This is a genomic window from Geodermatophilus maliterrae (genome assembly GCF_041018925.1).
Taxonomy (GTDB): Bacteria; Actinomycetota; Actinomycetes; order Mycobacteriales; family Geodermatophilaceae; genus Geodermatophilus; species Geodermatophilus maliterrae.
On the sequence record NZ_JBFNXQ010000035.1, the window covers coordinates 29667 to 47148 of the forward strand.

18 protein-coding genes are annotated in these 17482 nt (G+C 75.7%); 5 read left to right on the forward strand and 13 right to left on the reverse strand.

Going from position 1 to position 17482, the window contains the following annotated elements:
• Positions 1-224: 224 nt before the first annotated feature.
• Entirely contained in the window at positions 225-1427 is a 1203-nt protein-coding gene (locus ABQ292_RS12665; protein ID WP_369206828.1) for a thiolase family protein, read from the forward strand.
• A complete protein-coding gene (locus ABQ292_RS12670) occupies positions 1424-3508 on the forward strand; it encodes a 3-hydroxyacyl-CoA dehydrogenase NAD-binding domain-containing protein (protein WP_369206830.1) in 2085 nt (694 codons plus the stop codon). Before ABQ292_RS12665 ends, ABQ292_RS12670 begins: the two co-directional genes overlap by 4 nt.
• Positions 3509-3699: 191 nt before the next feature.
• Here ABQ292_RS12670 and ABQ292_RS12675 read toward each other — a convergent pair whose 3' ends face one another.
• A complete protein-coding gene (locus ABQ292_RS12675) occupies positions 3700-3978 on the reverse strand; it encodes a thiamine-binding protein (protein WP_369206832.1) in 279 nt (92 codons plus the stop codon).
• Between the two features lie 26 nt (positions 3979-4004).
• The gene (gene dxs / locus ABQ292_RS12680) at positions 4005-5924 is read right to left on the reverse strand and encodes a 1-deoxy-D-xylulose-5-phosphate synthase (protein ID WP_369206834.1); all 1920 of its coding nucleotides are present in this window, start codon (positions 5922-5924) and stop codon (positions 4005-4007) included.
• A 224-nt stretch (positions 5925-6148) separates the two neighbouring features.
• Here dxs and ABQ292_RS12685 point away from each other — a divergent pair, with 224 nt between their 5' ends.
• Positions 6149-7330: an ROK family transcriptional regulator gene (locus tag ABQ292_RS12685; RefSeq protein WP_369206836.1), complete on the forward strand. Its 1182-nt coding sequence runs from the start codon at positions 6149-6151 to the stop codon at positions 7328-7330.
• Between the two features lie 125 nt (positions 7331-7455).
• Here the strand turns inward: ABQ292_RS12685 and ABQ292_RS12690 are convergent, their stop codons facing one another.
• From ABQ292_RS12690 to ABQ292_RS12710, 5 genes are all read right to left on the reverse strand, one after another.
• The gene (locus ABQ292_RS12690; protein WP_369206838.1) at positions 7456-7824 is read right to left on the reverse strand and encodes a hypothetical protein; all 369 of its coding nucleotides are present in this window, start codon (positions 7822-7824) and stop codon (positions 7456-7458) included.
• A gap of 67 nt (positions 7825-7891) precedes the next feature.
• A complete protein-coding gene (locus ABQ292_RS12695; protein WP_369206840.1) occupies positions 7892-8119 on the reverse strand; it encodes a DUF4177 domain-containing protein in 228 nt (75 codons plus the stop codon).
• Positions 8120-8278: 159 nt separating this feature from the next.
• Positions 8279-8488, reverse strand: a complete 210-nt coding sequence (locus ABQ292_RS12700) for a hypothetical protein (protein ID WP_369206842.1) — start codon at positions 8486-8488, stop codon at positions 8279-8281.
• A 28-nt stretch (positions 8489-8516) separates the two neighbouring features.
• On the reverse strand, positions 8517-9896 hold the full coding sequence (locus tag ABQ292_RS12705; RefSeq protein ID WP_369206844.1) for a class I SAM-dependent RNA methyltransferase: 1380 nt from the start codon (positions 9894-9896) through the stop codon (positions 8517-8519).
• Positions 9889-11928, reverse strand: a complete 2040-nt coding sequence (locus ABQ292_RS12710; RefSeq protein WP_369206846.1) for an APC family permease — start codon at positions 11926-11928, stop codon at positions 9889-9891. The genes ABQ292_RS12705 and ABQ292_RS12710 overlap by 8 nt, the downstream gene beginning before the upstream one ends.
• Before the next feature lie 171 nt (positions 11929-12099).
• On the opposite strand from ABQ292_RS12710, the gene ABQ292_RS12715 reads away from it, so the two are divergent.
• The gene (locus ABQ292_RS12715; RefSeq protein WP_369206848.1) at positions 12100-12765 is read left to right on the forward strand and encodes a potassium channel family protein; all 666 of its coding nucleotides are present in this window, start codon (positions 12100-12102) and stop codon (positions 12763-12765) included.
• Entirely contained in the window at positions 12765-13430 is a 666-nt protein-coding gene (locus ABQ292_RS12720) for a potassium channel family protein (protein WP_369206850.1), read from the forward strand. Before ABQ292_RS12715 ends, ABQ292_RS12720 begins: the two co-directional genes overlap by 1 nt.
• Positions 13431-13466: 36 nt before the next feature.
• Here ABQ292_RS12720 and ABQ292_RS12725 read toward each other — a convergent pair whose 3' ends face one another.
• The 6 genes from ABQ292_RS12725 to ABQ292_RS12750 all read right to left on the reverse strand — a co-directional run.
• A complete protein-coding gene (locus ABQ292_RS12725) occupies positions 13467-14276 on the reverse strand; it encodes a DUF3159 domain-containing protein (RefSeq protein WP_369206852.1) in 810 nt (269 codons plus the stop codon).
• Positions 14273-14650, reverse strand: coding sequence for an OB-fold nucleic acid binding domain-containing protein (locus ABQ292_RS12730; protein WP_369206854.1), 378 nt, complete (start codon positions 14648-14650; stop codon positions 14273-14275). Before ABQ292_RS12730 ends, ABQ292_RS12725 begins: the two co-directional genes overlap by 4 nt.
• Positions 14647-15444, reverse strand: coding sequence for an alpha/beta hydrolase family protein (locus tag ABQ292_RS12735; RefSeq protein ID WP_369206856.1), 798 nt, complete (start codon positions 15442-15444; stop codon positions 14647-14649). Before ABQ292_RS12735 ends, ABQ292_RS12730 begins: the two co-directional genes overlap by 4 nt.
• Positions 15441-16166 (reverse strand): DUF3710 domain-containing protein, encoded by a 726-nt coding sequence (locus tag ABQ292_RS12740; RefSeq protein WP_369206858.1) that lies wholly within the window; start codon positions 16164-16166, stop codon positions 15441-15443. Before ABQ292_RS12740 ends, ABQ292_RS12735 begins: the two co-directional genes overlap by 4 nt.
• A gap of 1 nt (position 16167) precedes the next feature.
• Positions 16168-16644 carry a dUTP diphosphatase gene (dut, locus tag ABQ292_RS12745; RefSeq protein ID WP_369206860.1) on the reverse strand — a complete coding sequence of 159 codons (477 nt, stop codon included), beginning with the start codon at positions 16642-16644 and terminating at the stop codon, positions 16168-16170.
• A 50-nt stretch (positions 16645-16694) separates the two neighbouring features.
• Positions 16695-17482 (reverse strand): hypothetical protein (locus ABQ292_RS12750; protein ID WP_369206862.1); only part of this gene is annotated, 788 nt, incomplete at its 5' end.

Here is a 17482-nt window from a genome sequence, read left to right on the forward strand (position 1 = left end):
AAGTGCGGCGGCCAATATGCGCGCTGTGTCACACGGTGTGCAAGAGCCGGTCAGGGACGTTGCCGGACCGTGACCTCTGGCACGGCGTCACCGGGCCGGCCGGCCGGACCGCCGCGCCGTCCTGCCCCTGCCGGGTCGGGTCGCGTTTGGACCTTGGGTTACCGGCGAGTAACTTGAATGGGGCCGTGCCGTACCGGCCGGCACCGAACTGCTGCGGAGGTCCCATGTCCCGCTCGCTGCGTGAGGTCGTCTTCGTCGACGGCGTGCGCACCCCCTTCGGCAAGGCCGGCCCGAAGGGCGTCTACGCCGAGACCCGCGCCGACGACCTGGTCGTGCGCGTGATCCGCGAGCTGATGCGCCGCAACCCGGCACTGCCGGCCGATCGGGTCGACGAGGTGGCGATCGCGGCCACCACCCAGATCGGCGACCAGGGCCTGACCATCGGCCGCACCGCCGCGCTGCTGGCCGGGCTGCCGAAGTCGGTGCCCGGTTACGCGATCGACCGCATGTGCGCCGGCGCGATGACCGCCGTGACCACCACCGCGAGCGGCATCGCCTTCGGGGCCTACGACGTCGCCATCGCCGGCGGGGTCGAGCACATGGGCCGCCACCCGATGGGCGAGGGCGCCGACCCGAACCCGCGCTTCTTCAGCGAGGGCCTGGTCGACGGCTCCGCACTGGTGATGGGCTCCACCGCGGAGAACCTGCACGACCGCTTCCCCCACCTGACCAGGGAGCGGGCCGACGCCTTCGCGCTGGCCAGCCAGCAGAGGTACGCCAAGGCCGTCGCCAACGGGCAGATCGGCCCCGAGCTGGTCACCGTGTCCACGCGCAGCGCCGAGCAGGGCTGGGGGCTGGCCACGGTCGACGAGCCACCGCGGCCGAGCACCACCCTCGAGGGACTGGCGACGCTCAAGACGCCGTTCCGCCCGCACGGCCACGTGACCGCGGGCAACGCCGCCGGCCTCAACGACGGCGCCACCGGCTGCCTGCTGGCCGCGGAGGAGGTCGCGCTCGAGCTCGGCCTGCACGTGGGCATGCGGCTGGTCGGCTACGGCTTCGTCGGCGTCGAGCCCGAGGTGATGGGCGTCGGCCCGGTCCCGTCGACCGAGCGCGCGCTGGCCCGCACCGGCCTGACCATCGAGGACATCGGGCTCTTCGAGCTCAACGAGGCCTTCGCCGTCCAGGTGCTGGCCTTCCTCGACCACTTCGGCATCGCCGACGACGACGAGCGGGTCAACCCGTGGGGTGGCGCGATCGCCGTCGGCCACCCGCTGGCCTCCTCCGGCGTCCGGCTGATGACCCAGCTGTCCCGCCAGTTCGCCGAGCGGCCCGACGTCCGCTACGGCCTGACCGCCATGTGCGTGGGCCTGGGCATGGGCGCCACCGTCATCTGGGAGAACCCGATCTGGGAGGGCACCGAGTGAGCGCCGTCTTCGAGGACGAGGTCGTCACCGCCGCCAAGGTCCGCTACCTGCGGGTGCCCGGACTGGCCGGCGAGGTCGCGCTGATCACCCTGGACAACGGGCACGACCACACCCGCCCGTCCACCTTCGGCCCCGGCGGGCTGGCGTCCCTGGACGCCGCGCTCGACGAGGTCGCGGCACACACCCCGGCGCCGGCGGCCATCGCCGTCACCGGCAAGCCGTTCGTCTTCGCCGTCGGCGCCGACCTCTCCGGCGTCCCGGCGATCACCTCGGCGGCCGACGCTCGGGCGGTCGCCGAGACCGGCCACCGGGTGTTCCGCCGGCTCAAGGACTCGACCGTCCCGACGTTCGCCTTCGTCAACGGCGCGGCGCTCGGCGGCGGCCTGGAGCTGGCGCTGCACTGCCACCACCGCACGATCGCCACCACCGCCGTCGTCGCGTTCCCCGAGGTGTTCCTCGGCCTGGTGCCCGGCTGGGGCGGCACGCAGCTGCTGCCGAACCTGATCGGCATCGACCCGGCGGTCACCGTGATCGTCGAGAACGCGCTGGCGCAGAACAAGGTCACCCCGGGGCCGGAGGCCGCGGCGCTGGGCATCGCCGACGCGGTGTTCGAGCCGGCCGACTTCCTGGAGCGCTCGCTCGAGTGGGCCGTGGGCGTGCTCGACGGGGACGTCGCCGTCTCGCGTCCCGAGGTCGACCGCTCGGCGTGGGACGACGCCATCACCCGCGCGCGGGGCATCGTCGCCGGCCGCACCCGCAACGCCTCCCCCGGCGCCCTGCGCACCGGGGAGCTGCTCGAGCTGGCCCGCGACGGCGTCGACGGCGAGGCGTTCACCGCCGGCACCGCGGCCGAGGACCAGGCGTTGGCCGACCTGCTGATGAGCGACGAGCTGCGGGCGAGCCTGTACGCGTTCGAGCTGGTCAACAAGCGGGCCAAGCGGCCGGTCGGCGCCCCACCGAGGGAGCTCGCCCGCAAGATCACCAAGGTCGGCGTCGTCGGCGCGGGCCTGATGGCCTCGCAGCTGGCGCTGCTGTTCGTGCGCCGGCTGGAGGTGCCCGTCGTCCTCACCGACATCGACCAGGCGCGCGTCGACAAGGGCGTCGGCCACGTCCACACGCAGCTGGAGGAGCTGGCCGCCCGGGGCCGGCTGTCGCAGGACGGGCTGAACCGGCTCACCGGCCTGGTCACCGGAGCCCTGGACAAGGCGACCTTCGCCGACGCCGACCTCGTCATCGAGGCGGTCTTCGAGGAGATGTCGGTCAAGCAGCAGGTGTTCGCCGAGGTGGAGGCCGTCGTCTCCCCCGAGTGCGTGCTGGCCACCAACACCTCGGCGCTGTCGGTGACCGAGATGGCGGCCGAGCTCGAGCACCCGGAGCGGGTCGTCGGCCTGCACTTCTTCAACCCGGTCGCGGTCCTGCCGCTGCTGGAGGTCGTGCGCGCCGAGCAGACCGACGACGCCACGCTGGCCACGGCGTTCGCCGTCGGCAAGGCGCTGAAGAAGAGCTGCGTGCTCGTCGCCGACGCGCCGGCGTTCGTGGTCAACCGGCTGCTCACCCGCTTCCTCGGTGAGGTCACCGCGTCGGTGGAGCAGGGCACGCCGGTGGCCGTGGCCGACCGGGCGCTCGACCCGCTGGGCCTGCCGATGACGCCGTTCGAGCTGCTGACGCTCGTCGGCCCGCCGGTGGCGCTGCACGTGGCCGAGCGGATGCACGAGGCCTTCCCCGACCGGTTCGCCGTCGGCGAGGGGCTGCGGAGGATGGTCGAGCTCGGCAAGACGTCGGTGTACAGCGAGCCGGGCGTCGTCGATCCGGCCCTCGCCGGCATCGACGCCGGCGACTCGCCGCTGACCGAGGAGCAGGTCCGCGGGCGTGCGGTGGACGCCCTGGCCCAGGAGATCCGGTTGATGCTCGACGAGGGCGTCGTCCAGGCGGTGCAGGACATCGACCTGTGCATGGTCCTGGGCGCCGGCTGGCCGTTCTGGCTGGGCGGGATCTCAGCCTTCCTGGACCGGGCCGGCGTCTCCGAGCGGGTCACCGGCTCCCGGTTCCTGCCCCGCGGGGTGGCTTCCCTCCCCGCCTGATCCTCCGTGCACCTCCGCGGATGTGCACGGGGCCCGTCCGCGGACGTGCACGGGGACGGCCCGGGACCCCACGCGGGGTCCCGGGCCGTCGTCCGGGACCGGGCGTCCTCCCGCACCGCGGCGCGTCCTCCCCGACCGCCCACCGTCAGGGAGGACGCGCCACGATCAGGTCACCCGATCGTGGCGCGGGCTCAGCGGAACTTGTGGGTGAGGCTGCCCATCGTGCGGTCGACCGAGGCCACCTTGACGTGCGAGATCCCGCTGGTCGCGCCGGCGGCCAGCATCGCCTCGTGCGCCGCGCGCAGCGTCGCCCAGACCTCGTCCGCCTCGCCCTCGAGCGTGGTCCCGAGCGCACCGACCTCCGCGTGCAGGCCTGAGCCCTGGATGACGCGGACGGCGGCCTCGACGAAGGCGTGCGGGTCCTCGGGCGTCCCGGCCGGCGTCGGCGCGACCTGGATCTCCGCGATCACCCGCGGGGTCCCCCGCGGTCCCGAGGTCACTGCTGGGCGCCGTCCACCGGCTCGGTGACCGCCTGCCGCTCCGCGCGCTCGGCCAGCAGCGCCGTCTCCTCGGCGATGCGGCGGGCGACGTCCTGCTCGGTCAGCCCGGCGTCGGCCAGCACCTGACCGCGGCTGCCGTGCTCCAGGAAGGCCTGCGGCAGGCCCAGCGAGCGCAGCGGGACGTCGATGCCGCGGTCCTGCAGCGCCTGGGTCAGCGTGGTGCCCAGGCCACCGGCACGGCCGCCGTCCTCGACCGTGACCACCAGGCGGTGCCCCGCGGCCAGGTCGACCAGCTCGGCGGGCACGGGCAGCACCCAGCGCGGGTCGACGACGGTCACCTCGATGCCGTGGTCGGCGGCGCGCTCGGCGGCGGCCAGGCACGGGGGCACCATCGAGCCGACGGCGACCAGCAGCACCTCGGGACGTGCGCCCCGGCGCAGCACGTCGACCGGGCCGCGCCGCTCCAGCGCCGGGATGTCGACCGGCGGCGGGCCCTTGGGGAAGCGCACCACGGTGGGCCCGTCGGTCACCTCGACGGCCTCGCGCAGCGCCTCCCGCAGGGTGGGCTCGTCGCGCGGGGCGGCCAGCCGCAGCCCCGGCACCACCGGGAGGATCGACATGTCCCACATGCCGTTGTGCGAGGCGCCGTCGGTGCCGGTGACGCCGGCCCGGTCGAGGACGACGGTGACCGGCTGGCGGTGCAGCGCGACGTCCATGAGCAGCTGGTCGAAGGCCCGGTTGAGGAACGTCGAGTAGACCGCGACCACCGGGTGCAGCCCGCCCATCGCCATGCCCGCGGCGCTGGTGAGCGCGTGCTGCTCGGCGATGCCGACGTCGAACGTGCGCTCGGGGAAACGCTCGGCGAAGGCGTTGAGGCCGGTCGGGTGCAGCATCGCCGCGGTGACCGCCACGACGTCGGCCCGCTCGCCGCCGATGCGCACCAGCTCGTCGGAGAAGGCCGCGGTCCAGTCGCGGGCGGCCGTGGGGCTGACACCGCTGTCGGGCTCGAAGACGCCGGTGGAGTGCCAGGCGTCGATGGTGTCGGTCTCGGCCGGCGGGTAGCCGAAGCCCTTCGTGGTGACGGCGTGCACGATCACCGGGCCGCCGAAGGAGCGGGCGCGCCTGAGCGCGGACTCCACGACCTCGACGTCGTGCCCGTCGACCGGGCCGACGTACTTCATCCCGAGGTCCTCGAACATGCCCTGCGGCGAGAGGACGTCCTTGAGGCCCTTCTTGATGGCGTGCAGCGCGTCGTAGAGCGCCGAGCCGACGACCGGGGCGCGGTGCAGCGCGGAGCGCACCTGCAGCAGCGCCTGCTCGTAGCCCGGGCGCAGCCGCAGCGTCGCCAGCGCGTCGGCGACGCCGCCGATGGTCGGTGAGTAGGAGCGGCCGTTGTCGTTGACGACGATGATCACCGGCCGGTCCTGGGCGGCCGCGATGTTGTTCAGCGCCTCCCAGGACATGCCGCCGGTGAGGGCGCCGTCGCCGACCACGGCCACCACCGGACGCGAGTCACCCCGGACGGCGAAGGCCTTGGCCAGCCCGTCGGCGTAGGACAGCGCGGTGGAGGCGTGGCTGTTCTCCACCCAGTCGTGCTCGCTCTCCGAGCGGCTGGGGTAGCCCGACAGGCCACCGCGCTGGCGCAGCCGGTCGAAGCCCTCCACCCGGCCGGTGAGCATCTTGTGCACGTAGGCCTGGTGGCCGGTGTCGAAGACGATCGGCTCACGCGGGGAGGTGAACACCCGGTGCAGCGCGATGGTCAGCTCGACACAGCCGAGGTTGGGACCGAGGTGCCCGCCGGTGCGGGCGACGCTGGCGACGAGCGCGTCGCGGATCTCGGCGGCCAGCGCGGGCAGCTGCTCGGGGGGCAGTGCCCGGACGTCGGCGGGGTCGCGGAGCGAGCGCAGGAGCGACACGGCGCAGCGGTGTCCTCTCTGTCGGCGGCTGGGGCACGGCTCGCGGGGGCCGCCGACCCACTGTAGTCGCGCCGCAGGGGGCCCTCCGGGTGAACGGAGCGGCGGCCGGGACGGCCCGGCGGCCGGGGGGCGCCTCCGTCACGGCTGGTTCGGCGGCCACTCCATGGCGTGGGGGCTTCCGTCGGTGGTTGACAGAAGCACGCCGGCCGCTGACCATCCCCGGCATGGACCCCCGGCCGTGGCTGCCCGACGTCACGGGTCACCCGCGCCGGCTGGTCGAGGCCCTGCGCCTGGGCGGGCCGGCCACCCGGGCGCAGCTGGTCGAGCAGACCGGGCTGTCCCGCGCGACGGTGTCCGGCTACGTCGCCGACCTGGTCGATCGCGGCCTGGTCAGGCCGGCCGACCCGGCCGACGCCCGACCCACCGGGGGCCGGCCGGCCGGACTGGTGCGGCTGACCCGCCGGGCCGGTGTCGTCGTCGGCATCGACATCGGGCGCACGCACGTCCGCGTCGCCGTCGCCGACCTCTCGCACGAGGTGGTCGGCGAGCACGTCGCCGAGCTGCCGGTCGCCGAGCTGGACGCCGGCGACGTCCTCGACACCGTGGCCGCCCGGGTCCGGGACGAGCTGGCGCGCGCCGGTGCGTGCACCGCGGACGTGGTCGGGACGGTGGTCGGCCTGCCCACGCCGGTCGTCAGCGCCGCGGCGACCCCGCACGGCACGGTGGCGCAGGCCAACATCCTGCCGAGCTGGTCGGGCACCGCGCCGGCGATCGAGCTGGGGGAGCGACTGGGCGTCCCCGTCGTCGTGGACAACGACGCCAACCTCGGCGCGCTGGCCGAGGTCCGCTGGGGCGCCGGCCGGGGCTCCCGGTTCACCGTCTACCTGAAGATGGCCACCGGCGTGGGCGGTGCGCTCGTCGTCGACGGCAACCTGCTGCGCGGCGTCTCCGGAACCGCCGGGGAGATCGGCCACGTGAGCCTCGACCCCGGCGGCGACCTCTGCCGGTGCGGCAACCGGGGCTGCCTGGAGCTCACCGCGGGCGGCAGCGCCCTGCTGCAGGCCATCCGGACCGCCGCGCCGCACTACGGCGACCTGCGGACGCTCGTGGCCGGCGCCGTCGCGGGCGACCAGGCCTGCCGGCGGCTCGTGGCCGACGCCGGCACGCACGTCGGCGTCGTCCTCGGCGGCCTGGTCAACACGCTCAACCCCGACCGCATCGTCGTCGGCGGCGAGCTGGGCACCGCCGGCGACCTGCTGGTCGACCCGCTGCGGCGCGCCCTCGCCCGCTCCGCCATCCCCGCCGCGGCCGAGCACCTCACCGTGGTGCCCGGCTCGCTCGGGGCCCGCGCCGAGGTGCTCGGCGCCCTGGCGGTCGCGCTCCGGGAGGCCGACCGGCTCGGCTGAGGAAGGACCCTCCTGCTCCCGCCACTCGCCGGCTCGCGCCAGGCCCCGTCCAGAGGCTCGCCGCGAGCTCGCGAGCGGTGAGGAGGACGGGGCCCTCCTGCTTGGAGGAGGCCACCCGCGGCGGGCTACAGGCGGGGCACCCAGACCTCGCCGCGCAGGGCGCCGGACACCACCACGACCCCGCGTGCGGCGGCGGCCAGGCGGGCACCCTCCCGCTCGTAGGCGGTGACGGCGGCCTCGATCGCGTCGGGCGGCAGGTGGTCGGCCATCTCCACCCGCACCGTCCGCCACCCCTCGCGGGCGGCCTGGAGACCGGCGCTCAGGTGGTCCCCGGCGAACCGGGCGAGCAGCACCGGGTAGCGGCGCAGCACCGTGTGCGCGCGGTAGTCGGGCGGCACGAGGTCGAACAGCCAGGCGACCGCGGTGGCCTCCCAGTCGGGGGCACCCGGCGGCCGCACCTGCTCCGGCCAGCCCGGGGGGACGCTCGCAGCCACGTCGCGCAGTCTGCCGCAGGTCGAACGGACGTTCGACCCGACGCGCCCGATCGAGTGGTCGAGGGCCTCAGTCGCTGCGGCGCTTGAGCCAGAACTGCTCGAAACCCCAGCTGCCCGCACCGCTGGAGTGGTAGCTGACCAGCTCCCAGCCCTCGCCGCCGAGCCGGTTGAGCACCGAGCTGGTGTCCCCCTGCTGCCGTTCCAGCGTGCCGCCGGGGAGCTTGACGCTCACCCCCGCACGCTGGGACTCGGCCTCGTTGGCCGTGATGACCGAGGCGTACTCCCACGTCGTCACGGGGACACGGTAGCCGGGTGCGGGCCGGCCGGTCGGGCCCAGGCGGACCCAGGGGTGCACCACGGAGCCGGTGCGCGGGTCGCGGGAGGAGACGACGCGGACCCGCACCTCGCGCTGCCCACCGCGTCGGCGCCCGGAGCGGGCGGCGCGCGCGGCCGCTCAGGGGCGCCGGTGGCCGGCCCGGTTCTGGCCCGAACCCGGGCACAGCGCGGGCTCGGCACGCCGCCCGTGCCCCCACAGCGGCGGAGCCCAGAGGTGGTCGACGAACACCAGTGGGTCGGTGGTCTCGTCGTGTCCCTCGTCGGTGGCCCCGCTGTCCCGGCGCGGCGTCAGCTCTCCGCACACCGGGCACGAGTCGGGTCCGGCCATGCCCGGAGGGTAGGCCGACCGCAGCGGTTCAGGCCGAGGGGACCAGCAGCGCCACGCACTCCACGTGCGCGGTCATCGGGAAGGCGGCGAAGCCGCGCACGGCCGCCGGCCGGTACCCGGCGGCGCGGAAGACCGCGACGTCGCGCCCGAGCGAGGCGGGGTCGCAGGCCACGTAGACGACGGCGCGGGCGCCGGTGTCGGCCAGCACCCGGCTCACCGCCGCGCCGGCACCGGCGCGGGGCGGGTCGAGCACGACGACGTCCGGCGTCCGCCCGAGCTCCTCGAGCAGCCCGGTCAGCCCCTCGGCGTCCACCTCGCCCTGCCACACCTCGGCCTGCGGCAGGCCGGCCAGGTTCGCCTCGGCGGCCGCGCAGGCCCCGGCGTCGGCCTCCACGCACACCACCCTGCCCGACTCCCCCGCCGCGGGCGCCAGCGCGCCGCCGAAGAGCCCGGCACCGGCGTAGAGGTCGAGCACCGTCTCCCCCCGGCGCACGTCCGCCGCGTCGGCCACGGCCGCCACCAGCGCGTCGGCCGCCGCCTCGTGCACCTGCCAGAAGCCGGTGCCCTCGACCTCCCAGTCCCGGCCCGCGGCCCGGCGGCCGGCCCGGCCGGCGGGCGCGGCCGCGACATCCTCCCCCGGCTGCAGCACCCGGGTCGACGTCGGCACGCCACGGCGGTCCAGCCGCGTGGTGGTCACCGCGCCGGCGGAGTCGACGGCGACGTCGACCGCCCCGGCGCCCGGCCAGCGGCGCGAGAGCACGGCCAGGGCGGCGGTCTCGACCGTGATCGGGCAGTCGTCGAGCACCACGACGTCGTGCGAGCGGTGCCGCCGCAGTCCGGGCGTCCCGGTCCGGTCGACGGCGAAGCGTGCCCGCGAGCGCCAGCGCAGCGGCCCCCCGGGCAGCTCCTCGACGACGAGGTCGCGGACGACGGGGTCCCCGGCGTCGAGCCCGCCCAGGCGGGTCAGCTGCTCCCGGACGACGTCGGCCGCCAGCCGCCGCTGCCCCTCCGGCGAGACGTGCTGCCAGTCGCAGCCCCCGCAGCGCCCGGGACCGCTGTACGGGCAGGGCCGCTCGACGCGGTCGGGCGCGGCCTCGAGCACCTCGACCGCGTCGGCGCGGCAGTAGCCGGGCTGGCGGTCCTCGGTGACCCGGACGACCACCCGCTCCCCCGGCAGCGAGTGCCGCACGAACACCACCCGGCCCTCGAACCGGGCCACGCAGTGCCCGCCGTGCGCGACCGGGCCGACGGTGACCTCGAACTCCCGGCCGGTCCACCCCGGGCCGCGGTCCGGCCGCCCTCCAGGGACCCGCGCCGAGCGTGCGAGGCGTGGGGGGAAGGCCCCGTCCCGAGGCTCGCCCCGAGCGTGCGAGGGGTGAGGAGGACGTGGTCCTTCGGCTTCAGCCATACGGGGTGGTCCCCACCTGGTCGTCGGTGAACCCGCGGCGCAGGTCGCCGGGCATGGGGCCCGGGCGCCGGTCGTCCTCGCCCCGGCCGACCGAGCTCTCCAGCTGCCACGGCACCGTGGTGATCATGACCCCGGGCTGGAACTGCAGCCGGGCGCGCAGCCGCAGCGCGCTCTGGTTGTGCAGGACGTTCTCCCACCAGTGCCCGACGACGTACTGCGGGACGAAGACCACGACCAGCTCGCGCGGGCTGTCCCGGCGAACGCCCTTGACGAAGTCGACCACCGGCCGGGTGATCTCCCGGTAGGGCGACTCCAGCACGGTCAGCGGCACCGGGATGTCGTAGCGCTCCCAGTCGGCCTGCAGCGAGCGGGTGTCCTCGTCGTCGACGTTGACCGTCAGCGCGGTCAGGACGTCGGGCCGGGTCGCCCGGGCGAAGGCCAGCGCCCGCAGGGTCGGCTTGTGCACCTTCGACACCAGCACGATCGCGTGCACCTTGCTGGGCAGCAGCCGCGAGTCGCTGTCGGGCCGCAGCTGCGCGGCCACGTGCGAGTAGTGCTTGTTGATGGCCTTCATGAGCACGAACAGCACCGGCATCACGAGGATCACCAGGTAGGCGCCGCGGGTGAACTTGGTGACGACGATGATCAGCAGCACCACGGTGGTGAGGGTGCCGCCGATGGTGTTGATGACCTGCGAGCGGCGCATCCGCCGCTTCTCGACCGGGTCGTCGGACAGGCCGATCTCCCGGTTCCAGTGCCGCACCATGCCCCACTGGCCGATGGAGAAGCTGGTGAAGACGCCGACGATGTACATCTGGATCAGCCGGTTGACGTCGGCCTGGAAGGCGACGAGGAGCAGGGCCGCGAAGCCGGCCAGCAGCAGGATGCCGTTGCTGTAGACCAGCTTGTCGCCGCGGGTGTGCAGCTGCCGCGGCAGGAACCGGTCCTGGGCGAGCACGGAGCCCAGCAGCGGGAAGCCGTTGAACGCGGTGTTGGCGGCCAGGACCAGCACCAGCGCGGTCGCCGCCTGGATGACGAAGAAGCCGACCGAGGTGTCCCCGCCGAACGTCGCGGCGGCCACCTGCGCGATGACCGTGCGCTGCGGCTCGGTCTCGCAGTCGGCGAACCCCTCGAGGTCGCAGGGGTGCTCGACGTACTTGACCCCGGAGGCCAGCGCGAGCGCGGTGACGCCGGCGAACATCGCCGCGGCGATCCCGCCCATGAGCGCCAGCGTGGTGGCCGCGTTCCGGCTCTTGGGCGGCTTGAAGGCGGGCACACCGTTGGCGATGGCCTCCACCCCGGTCAGGGCCGTGCAGCCCGACGCGAAGGCGCGCAGCGCGAAGAACAGCAGCGCCACCCCGGCGAGCTGCTCGTAGCCCGGCTCCGGGGTGACGGTGAAGCCGGCCGTCTCGGCGACCACCGGGGAGTCGGTGAACAGGTCCCGGACCAGCCCGGTCACGACCATCACCAGGATGCCGCTGATGAACAGGTAGGTCGGGACGGCGAAGGTGCGCCCGGACTCCCGGACCCCCCGCAGGTTGGCCGCGGCGAGCAGCGTCACCAGCCCGACGGCGATGAGCACGCGGTGCTCGTCGAGCGTGGGGAACGCCGAGATGATGTTGTCGGTGCCGGCCGCGACCGACACCGCCACGGTGAGCACGTAGTCGACCAGCAGGGCGCTGGCCACGGTGAGCCCCGCGAACTGCCCGTGGTTCCTCATCGCGACCTCGTAGTCGCCCCCGCCGGAGGGGTAGGCGCGCACCACCTGGCGGTAGGAGAGGACCACGGTCGCCAGCAGCACGACGACGGCGATCGCCAGCCACGGCGCCAGGAACAGGAACGCCGTGCCGGCCAGCGTCAGGACGATGAGGATCTCCTGGGTGGCGTAGGCCACCGAGGAGAGCGGGTCGCTGGCGAAGATGGGCAGGGCCAGCCGCTTGGGCAGCAGGGACTCCCCCAGCCGGTCGCTGCGGACGGGCCGGCCGACGACGAGCCGTTTCGGGAGTTGTCCGAGGTCGGACAGGCTTGGCACGGCGGCGATGGTACGGACGCCGGACCCCCCGGTGCCGCCCCTTCCCGGCCTGCGTCGCCCGGCCGGGGCGTGGCGTCCGGCACGCTCCCCGGACGGAGCCGGAGCGGGTGTAGCTTCGCGCCCGGTGGTGCGGGCGAGAGGCGCTCGCGACGACGACCCGGGGAGCGGCACGTGCACGTGGTCGTCATGGGCTGCGGCCGCGTCGGCTCGGCCATCGCGCGCAAGCTCGAGCAGATCGGCCACAGCGTCGCGGTCATCGACCAGGACCCCGAGGCCTTCCGCCGGCTCGGTCCCGAGTTCGGCGGCCGCCAGGTCACCGGCCTGGGCTTCGACCGCCAGACCCTGCTCGACGCCGGCGTCGACTCCGCCGGGGCGTTCGCCGCGGTGAGCAGCGGCGACAACTCCAACATCATCGCCGCGCGGGTGGCCCGGGAGACCTTCGGCGTCCAGCACGTGGTCGCCCGGATCTACGACTCCAAGCGCGCCGAGGTCTTCGAGCGCATGGGCATCCCCAGCGTCGCGACCGTCCCCTGGACGGTGAACCGGCTGCTGCGCGAGCTGCTCTCGGTCAAGGTCAGCGAGATCTGGCGCGAGCCCACCGGCACGGTGCTGCTCATGCGCGTGACCGTCACCGACGGCTGGGTGGGCCGCCGGCTGGCCGAGCTGGAGGCCGCCTCCGGCGCCCGGGCCGCCTGGCTGGTCCGCTTCGGCGACGCCCAGCTGCCCACGGCGAACACCGTGCTGCAGGACGGCGACCAGCTCGTGGTCGCGGCCACCGACGAGATCTCCGACCGCGTGCACCAGACGATGGAGCGCCCCCAGGGAGGCCGGTCCTGATGCGGGTGGCCATCGTGGGCGCCGGCGCGGTCGGCCGCTCCATCGCCGGGGAGCTGCTCAACAACGGGCACACCGTGATGCTCATCGAGAAGGACGGCCGCAAGGTGCGCACCCGCGCGGTGCCCGGCGCCGAGTGGGTGCAGGCCGACGCCTGCGAGGTGTCCTCCCTCGAGGAGGCGCAGCTGGCCACCTGCGACGTCGTCGTGGCCGCCACCGGCGACGACAAGGCCAACCTGGTCGTCTCGCTGCTGGCCAAGACCGAGTTCGCGGTCAACCGCGTCGTGGCCCGGGTCAAGGACCCGCGCAACGAGTGGCTCTACACCGAGGCCTGGGGCGTCGACGTCGCCGTCTCCACCCCGCGGGTGCTCGCCGCGCTGGTCGAGGAGGCGGTGACCGTCGGCGACGTCGTCCGGCTGATGAGCTTCCGCAAGGGCGCCGCCAACCTGGTGGAGATCACGCTGGCCGAGGACACCCCGTGGGCCGGCCGGCCCCTGCGGGAGGTGCCGCTGCCGCGCGAGACGGTGCTCACCGCGCTGCTGCGGGGCGACCGGGTGATCACGCCGAGCCCGGACGAGCCGCTCGAGGTGGGCGACGAGCTGCTGTTCGTCACCCACGCCGACGTCGAGGAGCAGCTGCAGCAGGTGCTCTCCGTCACCGCCCGCTAGCAGGAGGACCCCGTCCCGGCCGGACGGGGCCCTTCCTCAGGTGTCGGTGGCTCCGGTCTGGACCCGATGCCGGTGCAGGCGCGCGACCACCCAGAGGGTGACCGCCAGCGCGACGGCGGTCACCGGCAGCCCGAGCGCCAGCGAGGCGACGCCGAGCAGTTCCTCCTCGTTGGCCAGGTACAGCGGCGTCTGCACCGCGACCCGCAGCAGGAACGTCAGCGCCCACATCACCGTCAGCCAGCCGTAGGCACGCACCACCCGCCGGTCCTCACGCCAGTGCCGCTCGGGCTCGGGGTCGGCCGGCCGCTCGCCGGACACCGCGGGTGCGGGCCGGTGGTGCAGCCGGGCGCGGGCGGTGTCGACCCGCCGGCGCAGCCCGGGGAGCGAGTGCGCGGCCATCGAACCCAGGTGGCTGGGGGCGAGGAACTCGGCGGCCACCCCGACCAGTGGCCAGCGCAGCGGCACCGAGCCGAGCAGGACGACGCCGATGACGGCGTTGCGGATGATGCCCGGCACGAAGTAGTCGCGGGCCTGGCCGGAGGCGGCCGCGATGGCCACCGCCACCGCGACGCCGAACAGGCCGCTGAAGGCCTGCTGCAGGCTCTCGCGCCGCACCAGCCGGAACAGCAGGACGAGGACGGCGGCCCCGAGGGCGCACCAGATCGCGGTGCGCAGGTCGCCGATCGAGTTGGCGACGATGAAGGCGACGGTCGGCAGCGAGGCGTCGACCATCCCCCGCCAGCCGCCGAGCTGCTCGAGCACCAGGTGCCGGTCGAAGGTCAGTGCCTGACCGTCGCCGGAACCGTCACCAGGGCCGTCGCCGGGATCGTCGGCCGGCCCCGTCACCCCGCGCTCAGCTCGTACCAGGGGTTGTAGATGACCTTGCGGCCGTCGAAGTGGGCGAACCGGCCCCGCGCGGTCAGCGAGCGGCCCGGCTCGATGCCGGGGATCCGCCGGCGGCCGAGCCACACCAGGGTGACCGACCCGGAGCCGTCGAACAGCTCGGCCTCGAGGGTGGGGACCGTCTCGCGCGGGGTGTAGACCACCGACTTGAGCCGGCCGGTCACCGTGACCACCTCGCCCTTGCGGCAGTGGCTCACCGGCTCGCAGCCGGTGCGGTCGGTCTCGGCGCGCAGCTCCTGCGCGTCGATGGTGGAGTCGTCGGCGGTCAGCCGCTGCAGGGTGCGCGCGAGCCAGCCGCCGGGACGCGTCTGTGTCACGGCTCCAGGGTAGTGCGGCCACCGCGTCCGTCGCGGCGGCGCTCCAGCCAGTCGCGGACGAGCGCCCACGCCTCCCCCGCCGGGTCGACGAGCTCCCTGTGCCCGCCCGGCACGGTCCGCACCTCCACCCGGTCACCCGCGGCGGTGGCGGCCGCGGCGTAGCGCTGGCTCTGCTCGGGTGGGACGACGTCGTCGCCGGTGCCGTGCACGCACAGCAGGTCGGCGCCGGTGGGCAGCAGCCGGACGGGGTCGGCGAGGGCGTACCGGCCGGCCCGCCGGCGGGGTCCGCCGCCGAGGAACGCCTGCACCGCCCGGCCGCCCAGCCACCGGCGGGCGGCCCGCTGCAGGTCGAGCACGCCGGCCTGCAGCACCGCGGCGGTCACCGGGACCCGGGGTCCGGCACCGGGGGCGCCCGCGGGCAGCCGGCCGCGTCCGGCGGCCCACGCGGCGAGGTGACCGCCCGCGGAGTGGCCGACGACGGTCACGCCGGAGAGGTCGAGGCGCCCGGCGTCCGGGAGGCCGGGCAGCGCGTCGAGGGCGGCGGCGACGTCCTCCAGCGTGGCCGGCCACCCGCCGCCGGCACCGACCCGGCGGTACTCGACGGCCACGGCGGCCCAGCCGGCCCCCGCGAGGTCGGCGGCCAGCGGGCGGGCCAGCTCGACGCCGTACGCGGCGCGCCAGAAGCCGCCGTGCAGGACGACCACCACGGGCGCGGGGCCGGCGCCCGGGGGCAGGGTGAGCTCGAGGAACTGGTCGGCGTGCGGGCCGTAGGGGACGACGACCGGGCCGGTCACGCGGTCGGGCCGGGCGCCGCCGTCCCCGGTCCGGCCGCGTGCCGGCCGCCGCCCTGCTGCTGGCGGGCCAGCTGCGCGGCGGCCTGCGGCGGGAGGGTGAGCGGCAGCTGCTCGCGCACCGGCATCGGCTCGCTGCCCCGGACGACGACGACCTTGCGGAAGGCCTCCTCCAGGACGGCCGCGGCGTCGGGGTTCTCGGCGGCCGGGCCGCTGATCATGCCGCGGAGGAACCAGCGCGGGCCGTCGACGCCGAGGAAGCGGGCGGCCCGGCGCACGGGCTTGGGCGGCGGGCCGCCGGGCTGGGCCGGTGGGGTGACGACGACGGAGCCGGCGAGCTCGGGGCCGAAGGGTCCCTCGACCTCGTGCAGCCGCCCGCCCTGGCCGGAGGCGCCGCGGGCCAGGTCGGCGCGGACGTCGTCCCAGATGCCGGCGGCGCGGGGCGCGGCGAAGGCGGACAGCTGCAGCAGCGAGTCGCCGTAGCGCAGCGTCGCGCCGATGACCTTCTGCTGCTGGTTGACGTCGACCCGCAGCTCCGTGCCCGGGACGGCGGGCAGCCGCAGGGCGCCGAGGTCCACGCGGGTGGTGCCGTCGTCGGGGGCGTCGGCCTCGTCGTAGGGGCCGCTGGTCTCCTCGACGTCGCGCTCGCGGTGCTGCGGCTCCGGCGGGACGCCGCGCTCGCGCAGGCTGCGGTCGATGCGGTTGCGCCGTCGTCCGAACGGCATGTCAGGCCTCCTGTCCCGTGGAGCCGTGCCCCGCCTCGCCACGGGTGCTCGCGGGCAGCTCCTCGACGGGGACGAAGCGGGCCTGCACCACCGGCTGCACGACCAGCTGGGCGACGCGGTCACCGCGGCGCAGGGTCAGCGGTGTGGTGGGGTCGAGGTTGACCAGGTTGACCTTGATCTCCCCGCGGTAGCCGGCGTCGATGGTGCCGGGGGCGTTGACCAGGCTCAGCCCGTGCCGGGCGGCGAGTCCCGAGCGGGGGTGCACGAACCCGGCGTAGCCCTCCGGGATGGCCACGGCCACGCCCGTGCCGACCAGGGCCCGCTGGAAGGGCGCCAGCTCCACGTCCTCGGTGACGGTGAGGTCGGCACCGGCGTCGCCGGGGAGGGCGTAGCGCGGGAGCGGAGCGCCCTCGGCGACCAGCCGGACCGGGACGTCGAGCCCGCCCGGCGGGGGCGCGGGAGGGAGGGGGTCGACCACGACGGCGACCCTAACCGCGGGGAGGCGGAGGTGGCGGACCGGCCGCCGGGTCAGGAACCGAGCCGGCGCAGGTCGGTGCGGACCCGCCGGGCGAGGGTCTCGGTGGCCTTGAGGTTCCCCCGCCCGCCGAGCGCGGCACCGACCAGCAGGGGCGCCGCCGACCCCAGGTTGCGGGCCAGCCGCCGGGAGAGCCGGCGGCGCAGCGCCCGCAGGCCCGCGGTGCCCACCAGCGCGCCGAGGCCCTGCTCGGTGCTGGCGTCGACGGCGTGCTGCTGGGTCCAGCTGGCGAGGTAGGCGGTGGCGCGCTCGGCGGCGTCGCCCCGGGCCGGCCGTCCGGCCAGCTCGTGCAGCTCCCCGAGGAGCACCACCTCGACGGCGGCGACCACCAGCGTCTCGGCGCCGAGCTCCAGCGGGAGGGCCACCAGCGACGGCGGGGCGAACCACTGCGCGGCCGACAGGCCACCGGTGGCCGCGCCGACGGCCGCGGTCAGTCGCGAGGCGCGGGTGACCAGCGCATCGGCGATCTCCTCGTCGGAGCGGCCCGGGAAGGCCGCCCGCAGCCGCGCGGCGTCGCGGATGGGCAGCCACGGCGCCGCGGTGGTGAGCAGGTCGCCGAGCACCGTGCCCGGCGACCGGCCGGGGTCCTCGCCCTCGGTCCGGCCGGTGGCCGGCTCCCCGCCGCGGCGGCCGACCGCGGCGGCGACTGCCCCGACGACGTCGCGCAGGGTGCCGGCCGTCGAGCGGCGGGGACCGTCGGACGCCGCGGAGGCGGGCTCGTCGGCGTTGCCGATCAGGCCGGCCACGGCGTCGGCCACGGCACGGGCCGCGCGGCCCAGCC